Source organism: Hymenobacter agri, assembly GCF_054778495.1.
The window spans coordinates 1-15,123 of the sequence record NZ_BAAGZM010000042.1; the positions used below are offsets into that span (position 1 = coordinate 1).

The window sequence follows — 15,123 nt, forward strand, 5'->3', positions numbered from 1 at the left end:
CGAAGCCGGAGGGCTTGGCACCCACCGGCGCCACTGGCGAAACGCCGGCAGCCCCAGCGGCGCCCGCTGCTTCGGCCGAATAGCGGCGAACTATGCTTCAATAAAAAAGCGGCCTCTTGGGGCCGCTTTTTTATTGTCCTACAAGGCTTTATTAGCACGCGGCTACACCCCGAAATTCTTCTGAATCATGGCGGCAAAATCGGCTTTGCTCAGTTGGGCTTTGGTGCCGAGAATGGCCTTGGCATCGTCGCCGGCAATGTAGCGGAGCTGCGTGGTGCCGTCAGTAGCGGCGGTGTAGATGACTTCAGCAATCTGCTCGGGCTGGCTGGCCGCACCGCCGCGCGCGCCGAAGGCGGCCAGCACGTTGCGCACCTGGGCGGCGTAGGGGTCGGTTTCGTTGGCCGGGTCGATGGTCATTTGCAGCGAGCGGGTGGCGAAGTCGGTGGCCACGCCGCCGGGCGCTACCACTTTCACCTGAATGCCGAAGGGCGCCAGCTCATACCACAGCGACTCGGAGAAGCCATCAAGGCCGAATTTGGTGGCGTGGTAGAGCGAGTTCATCGGGAAAGCCGTGCGGCCGCCTACCGACGTGATATTGATAATGACGCCGGATTTTTGCTCGCGCATAATGGGCAACGCGGCCCGCGTCACGGCAAACACGCCGAAGACGTTGGTAGCAAACTGCTGCTGAATCTGGGCTTCGGTGGCCGTTTCAAAAGGACCGACGAGGCCGTAGCCGGCGTTGTTGATGAGCACATCGAGGCGGCCGAAATCGGCGTGGGCCTGCTCAATGGCGCGGACCGCGGCACCTTCCTCGGTCACGTCGAGGGCGTAGGTACGCACGGTAGGCAGGTCGTCGAATTTGGCGTCGGCGGGGTTGCGCAGGGTGGCGGCCACCTGCCAGCCGTGCTGGGCAAACAAGCGCACCGTGGCGGCGCCAATGCCGGTGGAAGTGCCGGTGATGAAGACGGTTTTAGGCATGGTTGGAAATCGTTAAGCGTGTTTCCTACTCAACGCACGAACCCGGCTTTTGCTTTAACGCCGCTCCTACTCCAGCTCCGGAATACCTACTTCCCGCAGGAAATCATAGACGCCCTGATAGAACTCCGGCAACCGCGTGGGGTCGGCTGCACTGCCTTCCGGTATGAACAGCACCATGCCCTGCCGGGCGCGCGTAAGCAGCACCCGGTAGGCATTGAGGAGGTAGCGGCGGCTGTCGGGCGTGTGGCACTGCTGCCACTTGGTACCCACGAATTTCTGGTAATGCCACTGCCCCTCGTGCAGTTGCAAATCGGCATCCCAGGCCACGCCCACCCAGTCCAGCTCCAAGCCCTGAATATCGAATTCGGTGGCCACGTCTTCGAGGTAGTACGATGAGCGCACGTCAGCTTGGTCGTTGAGGAACCAGACCGGCGCATCAATCTTATCCTTGATATTCAATCCCAACGGCTTGAGCCGGTGTGCGCCCGACGAGGCCACCAGCCCGCAGCGCTCGGTGCCGCGCGCGTGTTGGCGGAGCCACTCTCGGGCCGTTTCGAGCCGGCGGGTGAGGCGCAACGGATATACCTGCTGCAAATGCGTGGTGTAGAGCCGCCGCGCTGCATCCAGGTCGGCATCGAGCACGGCCTGCACGAAGGCCGCCAGTTGCTCAGCCCGAAAGGAGCGAACCGATACGGCGAGGTGTAGCTCGTCGAGCGGCGCGGCTTGCAGGGCATCGAGCCGGGCCAAGGCGGCGAGATTAGGCAGGTAGTTGCGGTCGGTGCGGATGCGGTGCGAGTAATAGATGTCCCAGCCCGCAAAGCGCGTTTCGAACGCGCGCAGCCACTCTTCGAGGCCAGCCTCACCGGTGTTGATTTCCTGGCCGCCGCCAATCAGGCACACCACCGTGCACCAGTCGGGGTGGCGGTCCATCACTTCCACCAAAAACTCGGGCTCCGACATGGAGAAATCGGCCTGCCCGCGCTTCTGCTGCATGAATTTGCTGGCCTGCTGCGCCGACCACGCCCGCTGCGCCTCATCGAACACCGTGACGCGCTCGACGGGCGGCCCCGCGTGGCGCAGGGCCTCGTCGCGGAAATGGTGGATGTTCTGAATGAATGACTGCACCTGCGACACCGCTTGTTTCTTGCCAAGGCGGCCCCCGCGCTGTTTCTCGTCCTTCACCTTGTCGCGGGCCAGGGCTTCGCGCAATACCTCCACCAGCGGCCCATTGCCGGAGAGAAATACGGCGTGCTCCTGCGCATCAACCCGGGTGCGCTCGGTGGCAATGTTGAGGCCGGCCAGCGTTTTGCCCGCGCCCGGCACACCCGTTACGAAGCAAATGGCCTTGCGCCCGCGGGTTTTGGCATCGTCGATGATGGCCGAGATGCAGGACCCAGTGATGGCCAGGTTGGCCGCGCCCGCGTCGGAGCGGGTAATGTCGGTGACCTGATGGCCTTTGTAGAGCGCCTGCGCGGCTTCGATGATAGTGGGCGTGGGCTGGTAGCCGGCATGCAGCCACGCGGCCGGGCTTAGGGGTGCGCCGCTGGGCGACGCCAAGCCCAACTGCAGCACGGCAGCCAGCTGTGCGGCATTGGAGAGTAGCGGCTCATGCAGGCCATCATCATAAGGCCGAAGCTGGTTGATGGCCGCGGCGGCTCGGGTGGCCACCAGCACTGGCAAAATGCGGGCGTGGTGGCTGCCGGCGTGGAAATTTTTCAGGTCGAGCGCGTAATCGAGTACCTGGTCTTGGCCGCTCTGGTCGTATGTCGTGCTGCCCACTTTAAATTCGAGCACAAACACGGCATCGGCCAGCAGCAGCAGCACATCGGCCCGCTTGCCCATGCGCGGAATAGCCACCTCGAACAGCACGTAGCCATCGGCAAAACCGGTGAGCTCGCGTTTTAAAATGCGAATCTGCTGCTGCCAGGCCTCTTTTTGCAGCTCTTCGAGTGCGTGCGTGTGGGCTACGGCCAGCGCGCCCATAATATGGTTTTCGTCGTGGGCCAGGAAGTCGGCAATTGGGGCGTGGTAGTAGGCGCGTTGCATGCAGCGGTGAGTAGAGGCTGCAAGGTAAACCCACTGCACACCCGCGGCTGGTTGGCAGTTGGCTATTTCGCTTCTGCCGCCAACAGCTGCAGATACTCCGGCGGCACCGCGTCCGTCAGCCACACGCCGTTGTCGGCTTGGTAGAAGGCGTGGCCAGCGCGGTGCAGCGCCCCGGCTGCCACTTCAAACAGCACCAGCCGGCCGTGGCGCTGGCCCACGGTGCGGGCCGTGGACAGGTCGGCGCTCAGGTGCACGTGGTGACGGGACATTTTGCGCAGGCCTTCCCGCACAATACTTTCCTGATGCTGGATGGCCGTGCCGTGGTACAGCAACTCGGGTGGCGTCACGGGCGCGTAGTCCAATTCAACCTCTACCGAATGGCCCTGGCTGGCCCGAATCCGATGGCGGTCGTCGCTGAAGCGGAAGCGCTGCTTGGCGTTGGTATCGACGATGTACTCCAGCTCCGCCAGCGTCAGCGGCTGCTGGTGTTTGGCCAGCTGCACCAGCAAAGTGGGAACGTCGGCCCAGCCCTGCTTATCGAGGGCGAGGCCAATGTGGGCTGGGTTATGGCGCAATATGAGACTCAGCAGCTTGCTGCGGCGGGTTGTTTCTTTTTCGGAAAGCATGCCCGAAAATACAGCTAGACGCTTTACCCCAGCACCTGCCCCACCCCGAACAGCACCGTGAATACCAGCGTGCTCAGCGCCATCTGCTTCAGCAGCGGGTCAATCTGCATCGACTCCTGCCGCTGCCACACCTGCAGGGCGTTGAACACGAACAGCGGCACAGCCAGCGCAAACAGCCACTGCCAGGGCGAATGATACGTGAGCGCCACAAATACCGCCGCGCAACCCACCCCGATGATGAGCAGCAGCCAGTGGTAGCGCCGGGCGTGCACCGCCCCCAGCCGCACCGGAATGGTGATTTTGCCCGCCAGCACGTCGGAGTTGATGTCGCGGATGTTGTTCACGTTCAGCACCGCCGTGGCGAAGCAGCCGAGCGCGGCGGCCGGTAGCAGTACCTGTAGTGGCAGCGTGCGGGTTTGCAGGAAATACGTGCCGCACACGCCCACAATGCCAAAAAACAGGAACACCGAAATATCGCCGAAGCCTGCGTAGCCGTAGGGGTTCGAGCCCGCCGTGTAGTTCACCGCCGCCCAGATGGCGGCCAGCCCCAGCGCCAGAAACGCCAGAAATAAGCCCAGCCCGGCCGCGCCCAACGCCACCCACAGCAGCGCCAGCCCGCTGCCCAGCGCCAGCAGCCCGCAAATCCACATGCCGCGCTTCATCTGGGCGGGCGTGATGGCGCCGCTCTGCACGGCGCGCTGCGGCCCCTCGCGGTGCACGCTGTCGGCCCCGTTCTGCGAGTCACCGTAGTCGTTGGCCAGGTTGCTCAGGATTTGGAGCAGGATGGTGGTGAGAGCCGCCAGCGCCACCACGATGCCATTGAACTGGCCATTGGCCTTGGCCAGAAAACCGCCGGTGAGAATGCTGGCCAGGGCTAGCGGCAAGGTGCGGGGGCGAAAAGCGGAAATCCAGGGAGACATGGGCATCAGGAAAAAAGTATCATCCTGAGCGCAGCGAAGGACCTCATCACGTTGGCCGAATTACTCCAACGCGATAAGGTCCTTCGCTGCGCTCAGGATGACAAAATAACTAGCTACTTGGCAATATCGGCCAGCAGCTCAGGGCTCAGGGGCGTCACCTTCGAGGGGTAGAACTTCACCACGTGGCCTTTCTCATCTACCAGGTACTTGCAGAAATTCCAGGTGGGGGCCTCTCCTACCGCGCCGTTCTTGCTTTTGTCCGACAGGTACTGGTAGAGCGGAGCCATGTCGACACCCTTCACCGAGACCTTGCTGAAGAGCGGGAACGTCACGCCGTAGTTTTTCTCACAGAAGGTGGCAATCTGGGCCTCGGTGCCCGGCTCCTGCCCGCCGAAATTGTTGGCCGGGAAACCTAGCACGGTCACCTTGTCGCCATGCTGCTTGTAGAGCTGTTCCAGCTCCTTGTACTGCGGGGTGTAGCCGCACTCCGAAGCCGTATTCACAATCAGCAGCTTCTTGCCCTTGTACTGGCTCAGCTTCACATCCTTGCCGTCGATGGATTTCACCGTGAAGTCGTACACGGACGTGGGGGCGGCGGTGGTTTCGGCAGTTTCGGTCATGGCAATGGAATTGGCGGGTTTAGCGGCAATGAACGCCACGGCAGAAGCAGCAGTGGCCAGCGTGAGGAGAAGAGACTTTTTCATGGAGCGGGAATAATTATGTGCTCAACCATTCGGAAGCCAGCAGGGTTTCGGACAGTAGCGCGGACTTTATAGCCCACGAATTAGTTGACTAACACTCGCGGACTAAAAGTCCGCGCTACCATCACGTCGTAGGCGGCGTCAGCCACTTTTCCAGCTGCACGGGCTGGTAGGCGGTCATTTGCCGCAGCACCTCCACCGGGTCGGCCGATTGCAGAAGCTGGGCGCGGTTTTCGGCGCGCAGCAGCTGGTCGGCGGCCATGCGGTCGAGGGCTTGCAGCAGCAGGTCGTAGTAGCCGTCTACGTTCAGCAGGGCCACGGGCTTGCGGTGCAGGCCGAGCTGGCCCCAGGTGAGGACCTCGAACAGCTCTTCGAGGGTGCCATAGCCGCCGGGCATGGCGATGAAGCCCTCGGCACGGTCGGCCATCATGAGCTTGCGCTCGTGCATGGATTTCACCACGTGCAGCTCGGTGCAGCCCTTGTGGGCTAGCTCCTTGGCATCCAGAAAATCGGGAATTACGCCCACTACTTTGCCGCCTTCCGCCAGCACGGCATCGGCGATGGTGCCCATCAGGCCCACGCGGCCGCCGCCGTACACCAGCGTGATGTCCTGGGCCACCATGGCCCTGGCCAGGGCCTGCGCCTGGGTAATGTAATTCGGGTTGGTTCCGGCGCTGGAACCACAGTAAACGGCAATGCTTTTCATTGATAAAACGATGTAGAGACGCGACACTTCACGTCTCCTCGTTGAACGATTTACTCTTCGCGGGCGCAACAACATCAGCAACGCGGAGATGCGAAATATCGCGTCTCTACATCGTGCCGACGGATTACATGCGCTCGGGCACCTGGATGCCCAGCAGGCCCATGGCGGCTTTAATCTGCTCGCCTACCCGCGCCGACAGCGCCACCCGCAGGCTGCGCTTAGCCGGGTCGGTTTCCTGGAAAATCGACACCTCGGCGTAAAAGCGGTTGTAGGCTTTGGCCAGGTCGTAGGCGTACTGAGCGATGACGGCGGGCGAAAGGTTGCGCGCCGCTTCGGCCACCACGCCGGCGTAACGGGCCAGTTCCTGAATCAGCTCCTGCTCAGTCGCTTCCAGCGCCGTGATGTTGCTCCAGTCGGCCTGGTCGTCGATGCCCAGCTCGGCGGCTTTGCGGCGGATGGCGGCAATACGAGCGTGCGAATACTGGATGAACGGCCCCGTGTGGCCTTCCAGGCTCACCGACTCTTCGGGGTTGAAGAGCATGCGCTTCTTGGGGTCCACCTTCAGCAGGTAGTATTTCAGCGCGCCCAGGCCCAGCATGTGGTAGAGCTCTTCCAGCTCGGCATCGCTGAGGCCTTCGGTTTTGCCTTTTTCAAGGGTGGCGGCTTTGGCGGCGGCCACCACGTCGGCCACCAGCTCGTCGGCATCCACCACGGTGCCTTCACGTGACTTCATCTTGCCCGAGGGCAAATCCACCATTCCGTAGCTGAGGTGGTGAATGGCGTCGGCGTAGGGCTTGCCCAGCTTTTTGAGCGTGGCCTGCAGCACCTGCATGTGGTAGTTCTGCTCGTCGGCGATAACGTAGATGCTGCTGTCGTAGCCGAAATCCTGGTACTTGAGCTCGGCCGTGCCCAGGTCTTGGGTGATGTACACGCTGGTGCCGTCGGCGCGGAGCAGGAGCTTTTCGTCCAAGCCCTCGGCCTGCAAATCAACCCACACCGCGCCGTTGTCTTTCTTGAAAAACACGCCTTTTTCGAGGCCTTCTTCCACCCGCTCCTTGCCCAGCAGGTAGGTTTCGGACTCGTAGTAGTACTGGTCGAAATCGACGCCGATGTTCTTGTACGTCGCGTCGAAGCCTTCGTACACCCAGCCGTTCATCTGGCTCCAGAGGGCCTTCACGTCGGGGTCGCCGGCTTCCCAAGCTTGCAGCATCTGCTGGGCCTCGGCCATGAGTGGGGCTTGCTTTTTGGCGATGTCGGTGGCCACGCCTTCGGCTTCGAGCTGCTTAATTTCCTCACGGTAATGCTTCTCAAACAGCACGTAGTACTTGCCGGCGAGGTGGTCGCCCTTCATGCCGGCGCTCTCGGGAGTTTCGCCGTGGCCGAAGTGCTGGTAGGCAATCATCGACTTGCAGATGTGGATGCCGCGGTCGTTCACCAGGTTGGCCTTGGTGACAGTGGCGCCGGTAGCTTTCAGAATCTCGGCCACCGAGTAGCCCAGGAAGTTGTTGCGCAGGTGGCCCAGGTGCAGGGGCTTGTTGGTGTTGGGCGAGGAGTACTCCACAATCACGTTCTGCGGGCCGCCGTTGGTGCCCACGGGCGCGGTGGCGGGCTGCTGCCGCAGCTGCGCAAACTGGCTCAGCCACTCCGAGTCGGCAATTTCGAGGTTGAGGAAGCCTTTGACCACGTTATAGCCGCGCACGCGGGGCTCGTGGGCTTTCAGCCACTCGCCCAGGGCCTGGCCGATTTGCTCGGGGCCTTTGCCCAGCGCCTTGGTGAGCGGGAAAGTAACAAGGGTGAAGCTGCCGGCAAACTCCTTGCGCGTGGGCTGGAGCGTGAGGCTGGCGACGGGGATTTCAACGCCAAAAACGGCCTGAGCGGCGGTTTGCAGGGCGGTTTTGAGGGAAGATTCTAACTGTTGCACGGGGCAAAGGTACAACCTCACCCCCTGACCCCCTCTCCAAAAAAGAGGGGGCACCGGCGCGGCGCTCGCGGCCGAATAGTTCGCCGGAGCTTGCTGCAATAGCACGCTCCGTTAGTGGCTAGCTGTAGCGTTAAGCTATTCACTTTCTAGGTCGATTATACCACCTGTAATCTTGCCACTGTTTGAGTTTAAGCCAGCTTTTCGGTAGTGCTAGCACCTTGTCAGCATATCCATATTGCCCTCCTAAATCGACCAACGTCTTGATTAGAGAAGTCACCGCATAATAATGATTATGGTACATCTCAACCATTACCTTTTTCCCATGAGCATAAATCTGGATAGGATAGAAAGTCCCATAATCAACTACGACCTCAATATGACTGATATGATTTAGGTGTTTCTTCGCCTCGTTCTTCCGGTCTCTGACTCCAGCCGCCTTCTCATAATGGCCAATTGATATAAGAGGGGCAAGTTCTGCTTTGTATCGGGCATCTATTCTGGCTACTGCGTCTGCGTCTGCCTGCAGTTCCGAAAGGAGCATAGATGGCTCTTGTAGCAAGTCTGCAAATTCGCCCGTAGCCAAATGGATGGTAGCGACTAGCTCAATATTCAATCCCGTCTGTCGTTTATACTGCTCGCGAATGCTTTGAAAAGAAGGAACTCCTGTATCGAATCGTATTTCTGCCAGATGAAGGCCCATATTATTACCGGTTTAGCTATGACGGCTATTCTGCGAAACTACTTATTTGCCTAACAAAAAAGCCCCGCCAGCTACTGGCGGGGCTTTTTGCAGCCTTTTAAAGCGATACCGACCTTAGTTATCCGAGTCGCCGGTCAGGCTCTTCATCGGCGCCACCTCGATATCGGCCGCGTCGGCCAGCGTCATTTCCGTGACGAATGCCGCCTTGGGGGTCCGCACTTTTTTCATGTTCACCAGCCAGTCGTTGGCCTCCTCGCGGTAGCCTAGGGGCAGCAGCACAGCGCTCTTATAGCCGGTGCCGGGCAGCCGGAGCAGCTCGTCGAGCTTATCGGCCAAGAAGCCTTCCATCGGGGTGGCATCCACGCGCTGCTCGGCGGCGGCGGCCATGGCCAGGCCCAGGGCGATGTAGCTCTGCTTGGCCGCGTGGTGGGCCTGCCACTCGGGGGTGGCCGCGTTCAGCATGCCCAGCAGGTTGGTTTTGTAGGCATCCATGGTGCTGTGGGGCAGGCCGCGCTCATCCATGGTGTAATTGAAGACGGTGCTCACCCGCTCGTCGGTGTAGCCGTCCCAGGCCACGAACACCAGCAGGTGCGAGCAGTCCGTAATCTGGCTCTGGTTGTAGGCCAGGCCCTTGATTTTTTCCAGCAGGGCTGGGTCCGAAATCACAATCACCTTGTACTGCTGCAGGCCCGACGACGACGGGGCCAGCCGGGCCGCTTCCAGGATGTAATCTACTTTTTCCTGCGGCACCTTCGCGCCGTTCATCTTTTTGGTGGCGTAGCGCCAGTTCAAATCTTCGAGTAAGCTCATGCTAATGGGGAATAATTGGGCGGATGCCCGGCGGCTTACGCGGGGCCGGGGCACCTGGCCCGTGGGAATAACACTGCAAAGGTGCGCCCATTGGCGTACATTTATCAAGTAGGCACCTTTATGTCAGGCTGTTTCCTCCGGGAAACTATTGTTGACAATCAATTATTTATGAAGACTCCCGTCTCGAAGGAAATCTGGAGCTGCGCCATTGGGGCCAGTGTGGCCATGGTGGGCGGCAAGTGGAAAACCAGCATCCTGCTGCACCTGCGCGACCGCACCATGCGTTTCGGCGAGCTGCAGCGGGCCGTGGGTGTGTCGCAGAAGGTGCTCACCCAGCAGCTCAAGGAGCTGGAGAAAGACGGCATCATCCAGCGGCAGGTGTTTGCCGAAGTGCCCCCGCGGGTAGAGTACCGCCTGAGCGACTACGGCCAGACCCTGCAGCCCGTACTCGACGCGCTCTATGCCTGGGGGGCCATGCACTACACGCGCAACTTCCCGACCGAGGCGGCAGAAGCCTCGTCGGCGGTTTAAGCTGTCAGGCGGCCGCGCCGGCTAACGGCTCCCCTCACCGTCGGCCTGCAGTAATTGCACTTTGCGCGCTAAACTGCGGCCGGCCCCAACTACAACCGAAGGTCGGCATAGCTAGAATTCGCGCTAATGCCCCGCCCCCGCCGGCCGAATAACCCAAACTTAACGCAACACAACGCCCCGTCAGTGGCTGGCGGGGCTTGCTGTTATGCTCCGTTGAGTTTACGAAACTCATTTTCAAACAGCGTTTCTTAAACTTTGATTTGTAGACGCGTTTCTTAAACTCGGGCCTGCCTGTTTAGGTCTGTTTCCGCCCCTTATAGATTCAGGTAGTGCTTTTCATCAGTAGTCTACTGAAAAGAGCGTAATTTTTGCAGCCGGATTGCATCAAGTCCGAGTTCGCATTCTCCTCTCTTCATGGCTCTTCCTAGACGCTGGCTACTGCTGTTGACTACGGTGCTCTTGCCGGCTTGCGCGGGACAGAATCTCTTGGTGGCCACGCCCGAGAAGTGCCTTCGCGTCAGCGAGCTGTGCCTCACACGTGAAACGCGGGCCGTGGTCAATGCCACACTCATCCTCAAGGTCGATACCCGCCGCCGCCCCTATGAGGCGCACGACTTTTGCGCCTTTCAACAACTTACCTCCAACGGCCGGTACGCGCTGCTGACGGTTTACGACGAAGTTGGCAATCACCGGAGCCCGACGTGGATGCTGCTCAGCCGGACGGGGGCCATCGACACGCAACTCTCCGACGACCAAATGGCGCAGGATTCGCTTCGTTCCGTTGACAAGATGGTGGTCAGCCTTACCCGGTTACCCGGCCTCGACTCCGGGGCAAGGCTAGAACTTCTGCAATTGATGCAGCAAGACGCCCAAGGCTACCGCAAACGGGCAGCAGAACACCGCAAATAGGCGTTCAGGGAAACGGTAGAATTTTTAGCCTACTAATTTTTCACGAGTTATTCTGCCAAACGAAATAACCCACCAAAAAAGCCCCGCCAGCAACTGGCGGGACTCTCTATTTCTGCAGCGGCTTAGGCGGCCGTACTGCCGCGCTGGCCGCACAACCTACCGGCTCACTACTTCCTCCAGCCGCAGCCGGCGCTCGATGGCATCGGTGGCTTTCTCCAGAATGTTGAAGGCGTTTTTGGCCATCGTGTTGCCGTTGTCCAGCGTGGGGTTGATTTCGACCATCTCGAAGCACACCACCCGCTCGTTTTCCAGCAGGTCCTGGCAGAGGTTTTCGGCTTCGGAGAGGTAGAGGCCGTCTTCCACGGGCGTGCCCGTGCCGATGCTGAAGCTCGAATCGAGGCTGTCGACGTCGAAGGAAATGTACACCAGGTCGCAGAAGCGCAGGTGCTCATAAATCTCGCGGGTGAGGCGGCGTGAGCCCTTGGCCTTGATTTCGGGTAGCTTTACCCACTTAATGCCCAGCTCTTCGATGAGGGCGTCTTCCTCCTCCTCGGTATCGCGCACCACCACGTACACTAAGTGCTCGGGCAACAGCTTGGGGCCGGGCTCGCCCAGGTTTTGCAGGCGCCGCCAGAAGAATTCGGTTTCCGCGTCGGGCACGTTACGCTGGTGCTTCAGGTTGTCGACGCCCAGCGAGGCGGCCAGGGGCATGCCGTGCACGTTGCCGCTGGGCGTGGTGTAGGGCGAGTGAATGTCGGCGTGGGCATCAATCCAAATCACGCCCAGCGTTTTGGTGGGGTAGGCGGCCTTGATGCCGGCAATGGTGGCGTTGGCCGAGCTGTGGTCGCCGGCCAGCACCAGCGGAAACTCGCCGAAGCGCAGCGTCTGCTCCACGGCCTGGGCAATGCCCTTCTGCACAGTATAGATGGCATCGATGTGCTTGGCGAACGGGAACGGCGTTTTATCAAACAGCACGTGGTTCAAATCGGGCAGCGTCACGGTATTGAACCGGCGGAAGTAGTCGGAGCCTTTGTTGAGGCAGGCCACGCGCAGGGCGTCGATGCCCATGCCGGCGCCGCGGGTGCCGGCCCCGAGCTCGGAGCGGACTTCCAGTAATTTGATGCGTTTCATCGGAGGGTGGGAATTTGGGTAAGCAGGTTGGCGGCATCGTTCTAAATCAATTATCAATGAGCAGTGAGCAATGAGGAATTGAGCGGCTGCCCACGTGGGCCTGGCTCATTGTTCATTGTTCACTGCACATTGCCAATTGACGTCGAGCGCTGCCTTTCGCCAGGCGCGGAGCCTGCCGTAGCCAAGTCGCTAATCGTCCATCGTCACGATGCAAGGGCGGGGCAAGGAGAGAACATCACACGGTTCCCAACCGTTAACCCGACCCCGGCGGTACTTTTGTACCACCCGCCGCAAAGGTCGGGCTTTTTCGCCGTTTTCAAAAACCGCATGGATACGTACCACGACCTCATTTCCCAAACCTTCGACTTCCCCACGGCCGACTTCACCGTGCAGGACCACGAGCTGCGCTTCCACGACATCGACCTGATGGCCCTCGTCGAGAAATACGGCACCCCGCTGCGCCTCACCTACCTGCCCAAAATCAGCTCCCAGATTCAGCGGGCCAAGAAATGGTTTGCCGATGGCATCGCCAGCACCGGCTACACCGGCTCCTACTCCTACGCCTACTGCACCAAGTCGTCGCACTTCCGCTTTATTCTGGAGGAAGCCCTGAAAAACGACATCCACCTCGAAACCTCGTCGTGGTTCGACATCAGCATCATCCGCAACCTGCACGCCCAGGGCAAGGTCGACAAGCAGAAGCACATCATCTGCAACGGCTTCAAGCCCGAGGCCTACAAAAAGGAAATCGCCGACCTGATTAACGACGGGTTCGTGAACTGCATGCCCATCATCGATTCGCCCAACGAAATCGAGTACTACCACGACCACGTCCGCGAAAACGTGAACATCGGCATGCGCCTGGCTTCCGACGAGGAGCCGCGCTTCCAGTTCTACACCTCGCGCCTGGGCGTGCGCTACGCCGATGCCGTGCCCATCTACGAGCAGCGCATCAAGGACGACCCGCGCTTCACGCTCACCATGCTGCACTACTTCATCAGCACCGGCATCAAGGACACGTCCTATTACTGGTCGGAGCTGAGCCGCTTCGTGCACAAGTACTGCGAGCTGCGCAAGGTGTGCCCCACCCTCACCACCATCGACATCGGCGGCGGCCTGCCCATCCAGACCAGCATCCAGCCCGACTACGACTACCCCTACATGGTGGCCGAAATCCTGCGCACCATCCAGCGCATCTGCAAGGAAGAAGGCGTGCCCGAGCCCCACATTTTCACCGAGTTCGGCATCTTCACCGTGGGCGAAAGCGGGGCCACCATCTACAGCATCCTCGACGAGAAGCTGCAGAACGACAAGGAACTCTGGTACATGATTGATGGCTCGTTCATCACCAACCTGCCCGACACCTGGGCCCTGAACCAGCGCTTCATCATGCTGGCCCTCAACGGCTGGCAGAAGTCGTACAAGAAAATCCAGCTCGGCGGCCTCACCTGCGACTCGCAGGACTACTACAACTCCGAGAAGCACATCTACCAGACCTTCCTGCCCGAGCGCAAGCCATCGGATGTGCAGCCGCTCTACGTGGGCTTCTTCCACACCGGCGCCTACCAGGAGAGCCTGAGCGGCTACGGCGGCATCAAGCACTGCCTCATCCCCGCCCCCCAGCACATCATCCTCGACCGCGCCGAGGACGGCACCCTTACCGATACCGTTTTCGCACCCCAGCAGGAAGCCGGCAGCATGATGCGCATCCTCGGATACGAATAATTCAATTTCGACGTTGGCGGTTTTGCGCCGGATATTGCTTGCTTTGCGTATATTTGAAACCCAACCGCGTCACCCTAAATCTCGTTTTATATAAATTATGAAAAAGTTCGCATTGCTCGCCGCCGCCGGCCTGACCCTCTCGCTGGGTGCCTGCAACCGCCAGAAGTGCCCTGCCTACAGCAGCACCAAGGAGGCCAACCGCATTTCCTCGCCCATCACGGCCAGCACCGCCACGCCCGCCGCGCGCCAGTAGTGCTTTCAGGTTTAGCTAAAAAGGCCGGCTTCCCGCGTGGGAGGCCGGCCTTTTTTTATGGCTTTTTAGTTTGAGACCGTTTCGCTGAACGTGGTACCCATTCGGTAAAAATCGGAGAAGCGCAAGGTGCAGGGGATTTAAAAAGCCCCTTTTCATATGCTTGCTGATGTAGTTGGGGCAAGTGCTTAAAACGCTTAAACATTTCTCTATTCACGCGCCTCACCGACATAAAATCAAAACTAGAAGCCGACATGAGTATCACTTCAAGGTTTGAACAAGCTCCATCTAGTTTGACGGTGGTCCATTCCATGCCGACGGTTCCGAATATGAGCGTGTTGGTGTTAAGAGGAACGTCAACCTTAAAATTGCCATCCATGTCCGTCATCCCGATGTTGGTCGTATCCCGAGCGTAAATATAGACCCTCGGAGCCCCTACCAATTCGTCGCTTAGAACCCGACCGGTCAGAGTCTTGGTAGGCTGTGCGCAGACGGTTCCAGTGGAGAAGAACACCACTAACAGAATTGAGAAAGCGTACAGGTGGTACATCAACGACTACAATTGATTAATAAAGAATAGAGCGAGCTGTTTTCGGTAACGCAAAATAGCCTTCTATTGAACAAATTATTCCTTTTCGGAGCGTTTGATTAAATGCTTACTACCAGTCGTACCCGGCCCAAAAACCGACACCTCAATATACCCCGGCAACTGCCGATACGCGGTGATGCTGTCGCTGCCCGCCGCCTTCACCAGCGAGTTGCTGTCCTGCGGGTAGGCGTGGCTTCCCGTGTGGGAGACCGGCTTTTTCTATGGCTTCTGGTTTCGCGGATTTCCGCACAAATGCGCAGGCCTCGGCGGTGGAAATCCGGTAGCTACTCAGCGGAGACTTTGCGAATACGCTCCCCGTACTCGGTGAGGTAGAGCACGCCTTTGGGACCGGCGGCGAGGCCCGATAGTGACTGGAACTGCGCCGTGCCGACGGGTCCATCGGCATAGCCGGGCCGCTTGGTGCCGGCTACCGTCGATACCACGCCCGCCGGCGTGATTTTGCGGAGGCAATAATTGCCGGCATCGGCCACGAATACATCCCCGTGCGCGTCGACGGCCACGCCCGCGGGCCCGTAGAACTGGGCCGCGTTGCTGGCCCCATCGGCGAAACCGCGCT

The 15,123-nt window shown here is 59.9% G+C and carries 16 protein-coding genes and 1 pseudogene; 5 read left to right on the forward strand and 12 right to left on the reverse strand.

What is annotated here, in order from left to right:
• A partial coding sequence (locus ACYVDE_RS04260; protein WP_460500218.1) for a hypothetical protein occupies positions 1–184 on the forward strand: 184 nt, incomplete at its 5' end.
• Here the strand turns inward: ACYVDE_RS04260 and ACYVDE_RS04265 are convergent.
• From ACYVDE_RS04265 to ACYVDE_RS04305, 9 genes are all read right to left on the reverse strand, one after another.
• Positions 163–981, reverse strand: coding sequence for an SDR family oxidoreductase (locus ACYVDE_RS04265; RefSeq protein WP_460500219.1), 819 nt, complete (start codon positions 979–981; stop codon positions 163–165). The two genes, ACYVDE_RS04260 and ACYVDE_RS04265, sit on opposite strands and share 22 nt — an antisense overlap.
• 66 nt (positions 982–1,047) lie before the next feature.
• Positions 1,048–3,027, reverse strand: a complete 1,980-nt coding sequence (locus tag ACYVDE_RS04270) for a DUF2075 domain-containing protein (protein WP_460500220.1) — start codon at positions 3,025–3,027, stop codon at positions 1,048–1,050.
• A 62-nt stretch (positions 3,028–3,089) separates the two neighbouring features.
• Positions 3,090–3,653 (reverse strand): RNA 2'-phosphotransferase, encoded by a 564-nt coding sequence (locus tag ACYVDE_RS04275; RefSeq protein WP_460500221.1) that lies wholly within the window; start codon positions 3,651–3,653, stop codon positions 3,090–3,092.
• Between the two features lie 23 nt (positions 3,654–3,676).
• Positions 3,677–4,573, reverse strand: coding sequence for a 1,4-dihydroxy-2-naphthoate polyprenyltransferase (locus ACYVDE_RS04280; protein ID WP_460500222.1), 897 nt, complete (start codon positions 4,571–4,573; stop codon positions 3,677–3,679).
• A gap of 113 nt (positions 4,574–4,686) precedes the next feature.
• Complete coding sequence (locus ACYVDE_RS04285) at positions 4,687–5,277, reverse strand: glutathione peroxidase (protein ID WP_460500223.1); 591 nt, start codon at positions 5,275–5,277, stop codon at positions 4,687–4,689.
• 121 nt (positions 5,278–5,398) lie between these two features.
• Positions 5,399–5,980 carry an LOG family protein gene (locus ACYVDE_RS04290; protein ID WP_460500224.1) on the reverse strand — a complete coding sequence of 194 codons (582 nt, stop codon included), beginning with the start codon at positions 5,978–5,980 and terminating at the stop codon, positions 5,399–5,401.
• Positions 5,981–6,104: 124 nt separating this feature from the next.
• Positions 6,105–7,901, reverse strand: coding sequence for an arginine--tRNA ligase (argS, locus tag ACYVDE_RS04295; protein WP_460500225.1), 1,797 nt, complete (start codon positions 7,899–7,901; stop codon positions 6,105–6,107).
• Positions 7,902–8,040: 139 nt separating this feature from the next.
• Positions 8,041–8,601 (reverse strand): hypothetical protein, encoded by a 561-nt coding sequence (locus tag ACYVDE_RS04300; RefSeq protein WP_460500226.1) that lies wholly within the window; start codon positions 8,599–8,601, stop codon positions 8,041–8,043.
• 114 nt (positions 8,602–8,715) lie between these two features.
• Positions 8,716–9,411 carry a nitroreductase family protein gene (locus tag ACYVDE_RS04305; protein WP_460500227.1) on the reverse strand — a complete coding sequence of 232 codons (696 nt, stop codon included), beginning with the start codon at positions 9,409–9,411 and terminating at the stop codon, positions 8,716–8,718.
• A 168-nt stretch (positions 9,412–9,579) separates the two neighbouring features.
• Here ACYVDE_RS04305 and ACYVDE_RS04310 point away from each other — a divergent pair, with 168 nt between their 5' ends.
• Positions 9,580–9,942 (forward strand): winged helix-turn-helix transcriptional regulator, encoded by a 363-nt coding sequence (locus ACYVDE_RS04310; protein WP_460500228.1) that lies wholly within the window; start codon positions 9,580–9,582, stop codon positions 9,940–9,942.
• Between the two features lie 486 nt (positions 9,943–10,428).
• On the forward strand, positions 10,429–10,851 hold the full coding sequence (locus tag ACYVDE_RS04315; protein ID WP_460500229.1) for a hypothetical protein: 423 nt from the start codon (positions 10,429–10,431) through the stop codon (positions 10,849–10,851).
• Between the two features lie 156 nt (positions 10,852–11,007).
• Here ACYVDE_RS04315 and ACYVDE_RS04320 read toward each other — a convergent pair whose 3' ends face one another.
• On the reverse strand, positions 11,008–11,982 hold the full coding sequence (locus ACYVDE_RS04320; RefSeq protein ID WP_460500230.1) for an arginase: 975 nt from the start codon (positions 11,980–11,982) through the stop codon (positions 11,008–11,010).
• A 327-nt stretch (positions 11,983–12,309) separates the two neighbouring features.
• On the opposite strand from ACYVDE_RS04320, the gene ACYVDE_RS04325 reads away from it, so the two are divergent.
• Both ACYVDE_RS04325 and ACYVDE_RS04330 read left to right on the forward strand, forming a co-directional pair.
• Positions 12,310–13,707, forward strand: a complete 1,398-nt coding sequence (locus ACYVDE_RS04325) for a type III PLP-dependent enzyme domain-containing protein (protein ID WP_460500231.1) — start codon at positions 12,310–12,312, stop codon at positions 13,705–13,707.
• A gap of 97 nt (positions 13,708–13,804) precedes the next feature.
• The gene (locus ACYVDE_RS04330) at positions 13,805–13,960 is read left to right on the forward strand and encodes a hypothetical protein (protein WP_460500232.1); all 156 of its coding nucleotides are present in this window, start codon (positions 13,805–13,807) and stop codon (positions 13,958–13,960) included.
• A 55-nt stretch (positions 13,961–14,015) separates the two neighbouring features.
• On the opposite strand, the gene ACYVDE_RS04335 is transcribed toward ACYVDE_RS04330, so the two are convergent.
• Positions 14,016–14,474 (reverse strand): hypothetical protein, encoded by a 459-nt coding sequence (locus ACYVDE_RS04335; protein ID WP_460500233.1) that lies wholly within the window; start codon positions 14,472–14,474, stop codon positions 14,016–14,018.
• A 356-nt stretch (positions 14,475–14,830) separates the two neighbouring features.
• A pseudogene (locus ACYVDE_RS04340) lies at positions 14,831–15,123 on the reverse strand (hypothetical protein); the annotation flags it as partial.

Excerpts from the sequence above, each read along its gene's own strand:
- ACYVDE_RS04265 (WP_460500219.1), bottom strand. The coding sequence starts at position 981 with ATGCCTAAAACCGTCTTCATCACCGGCACTTCCACCGGCATTGGCGCC.
- ACYVDE_RS04270 (WP_460500220.1), bottom strand. The coding sequence starts at position 3,027 with ATGCAACGCGCCTACTACCACGCCCCAATTGCCGACTTCCTGGCCCAC.
- ACYVDE_RS04275 (WP_460500221.1), bottom strand. The coding sequence starts at position 3,653 with ATGCTTTCCGAAAAAGAAACAACCCGCCGCAGCAAGCTGCTGAGTCTC.
- ACYVDE_RS04280 (WP_460500222.1), bottom strand. The coding sequence starts at position 4,573 with ATGTCTCCCTGGATTTCCGCTTTTCGCCCCCGCACCTTGCCGCTAGCC.
- ACYVDE_RS04285 (WP_460500223.1), bottom strand. The coding sequence starts at position 5,277 with ATGAAAAAGTCTCTTCTCCTCACGCTGGCCACTGCTGCTTCTGCCGTG.
- ACYVDE_RS04290 (WP_460500224.1), bottom strand. The coding sequence starts at position 5,980 with ATGAAAAGCATTGCCGTTTACTGTGGTTCCAGCGCCGGAACCAACCCG.
- ACYVDE_RS04300 (WP_460500226.1), bottom strand. The coding sequence starts at position 8,601 with ATGGGCCTTCATCTGGCAGAAATACGATTCGATACAGGAGTTCCTTCT.
- ACYVDE_RS04305 (WP_460500227.1), bottom strand. The coding sequence starts at position 9,411 with ATGAGCTTACTCGAAGATTTGAACTGGCGCTACGCCACCAAAAAGATG.
- ACYVDE_RS04310 (WP_460500228.1), top strand. The coding sequence starts at position 9,580 with ATGAAGACTCCCGTCTCGAAGGAAATCTGGAGCTGCGCCATTGGGGCC.
- ACYVDE_RS04320 (WP_460500230.1), bottom strand. The coding sequence starts at position 11,982 with ATGAAACGCATCAAATTACTGGAAGTCCGCTCCGAGCTCGGGGCCGGC.
- ACYVDE_RS04325 (WP_460500231.1), top strand. The coding sequence starts at position 12,310 with ATGGATACGTACCACGACCTCATTTCCCAAACCTTCGACTTCCCCACG.
- ACYVDE_RS04330 (WP_460500232.1), top strand. The coding sequence starts at position 13,805 with ATGAAAAAGTTCGCATTGCTCGCCGCCGCCGGCCTGACCCTCTCGCTG.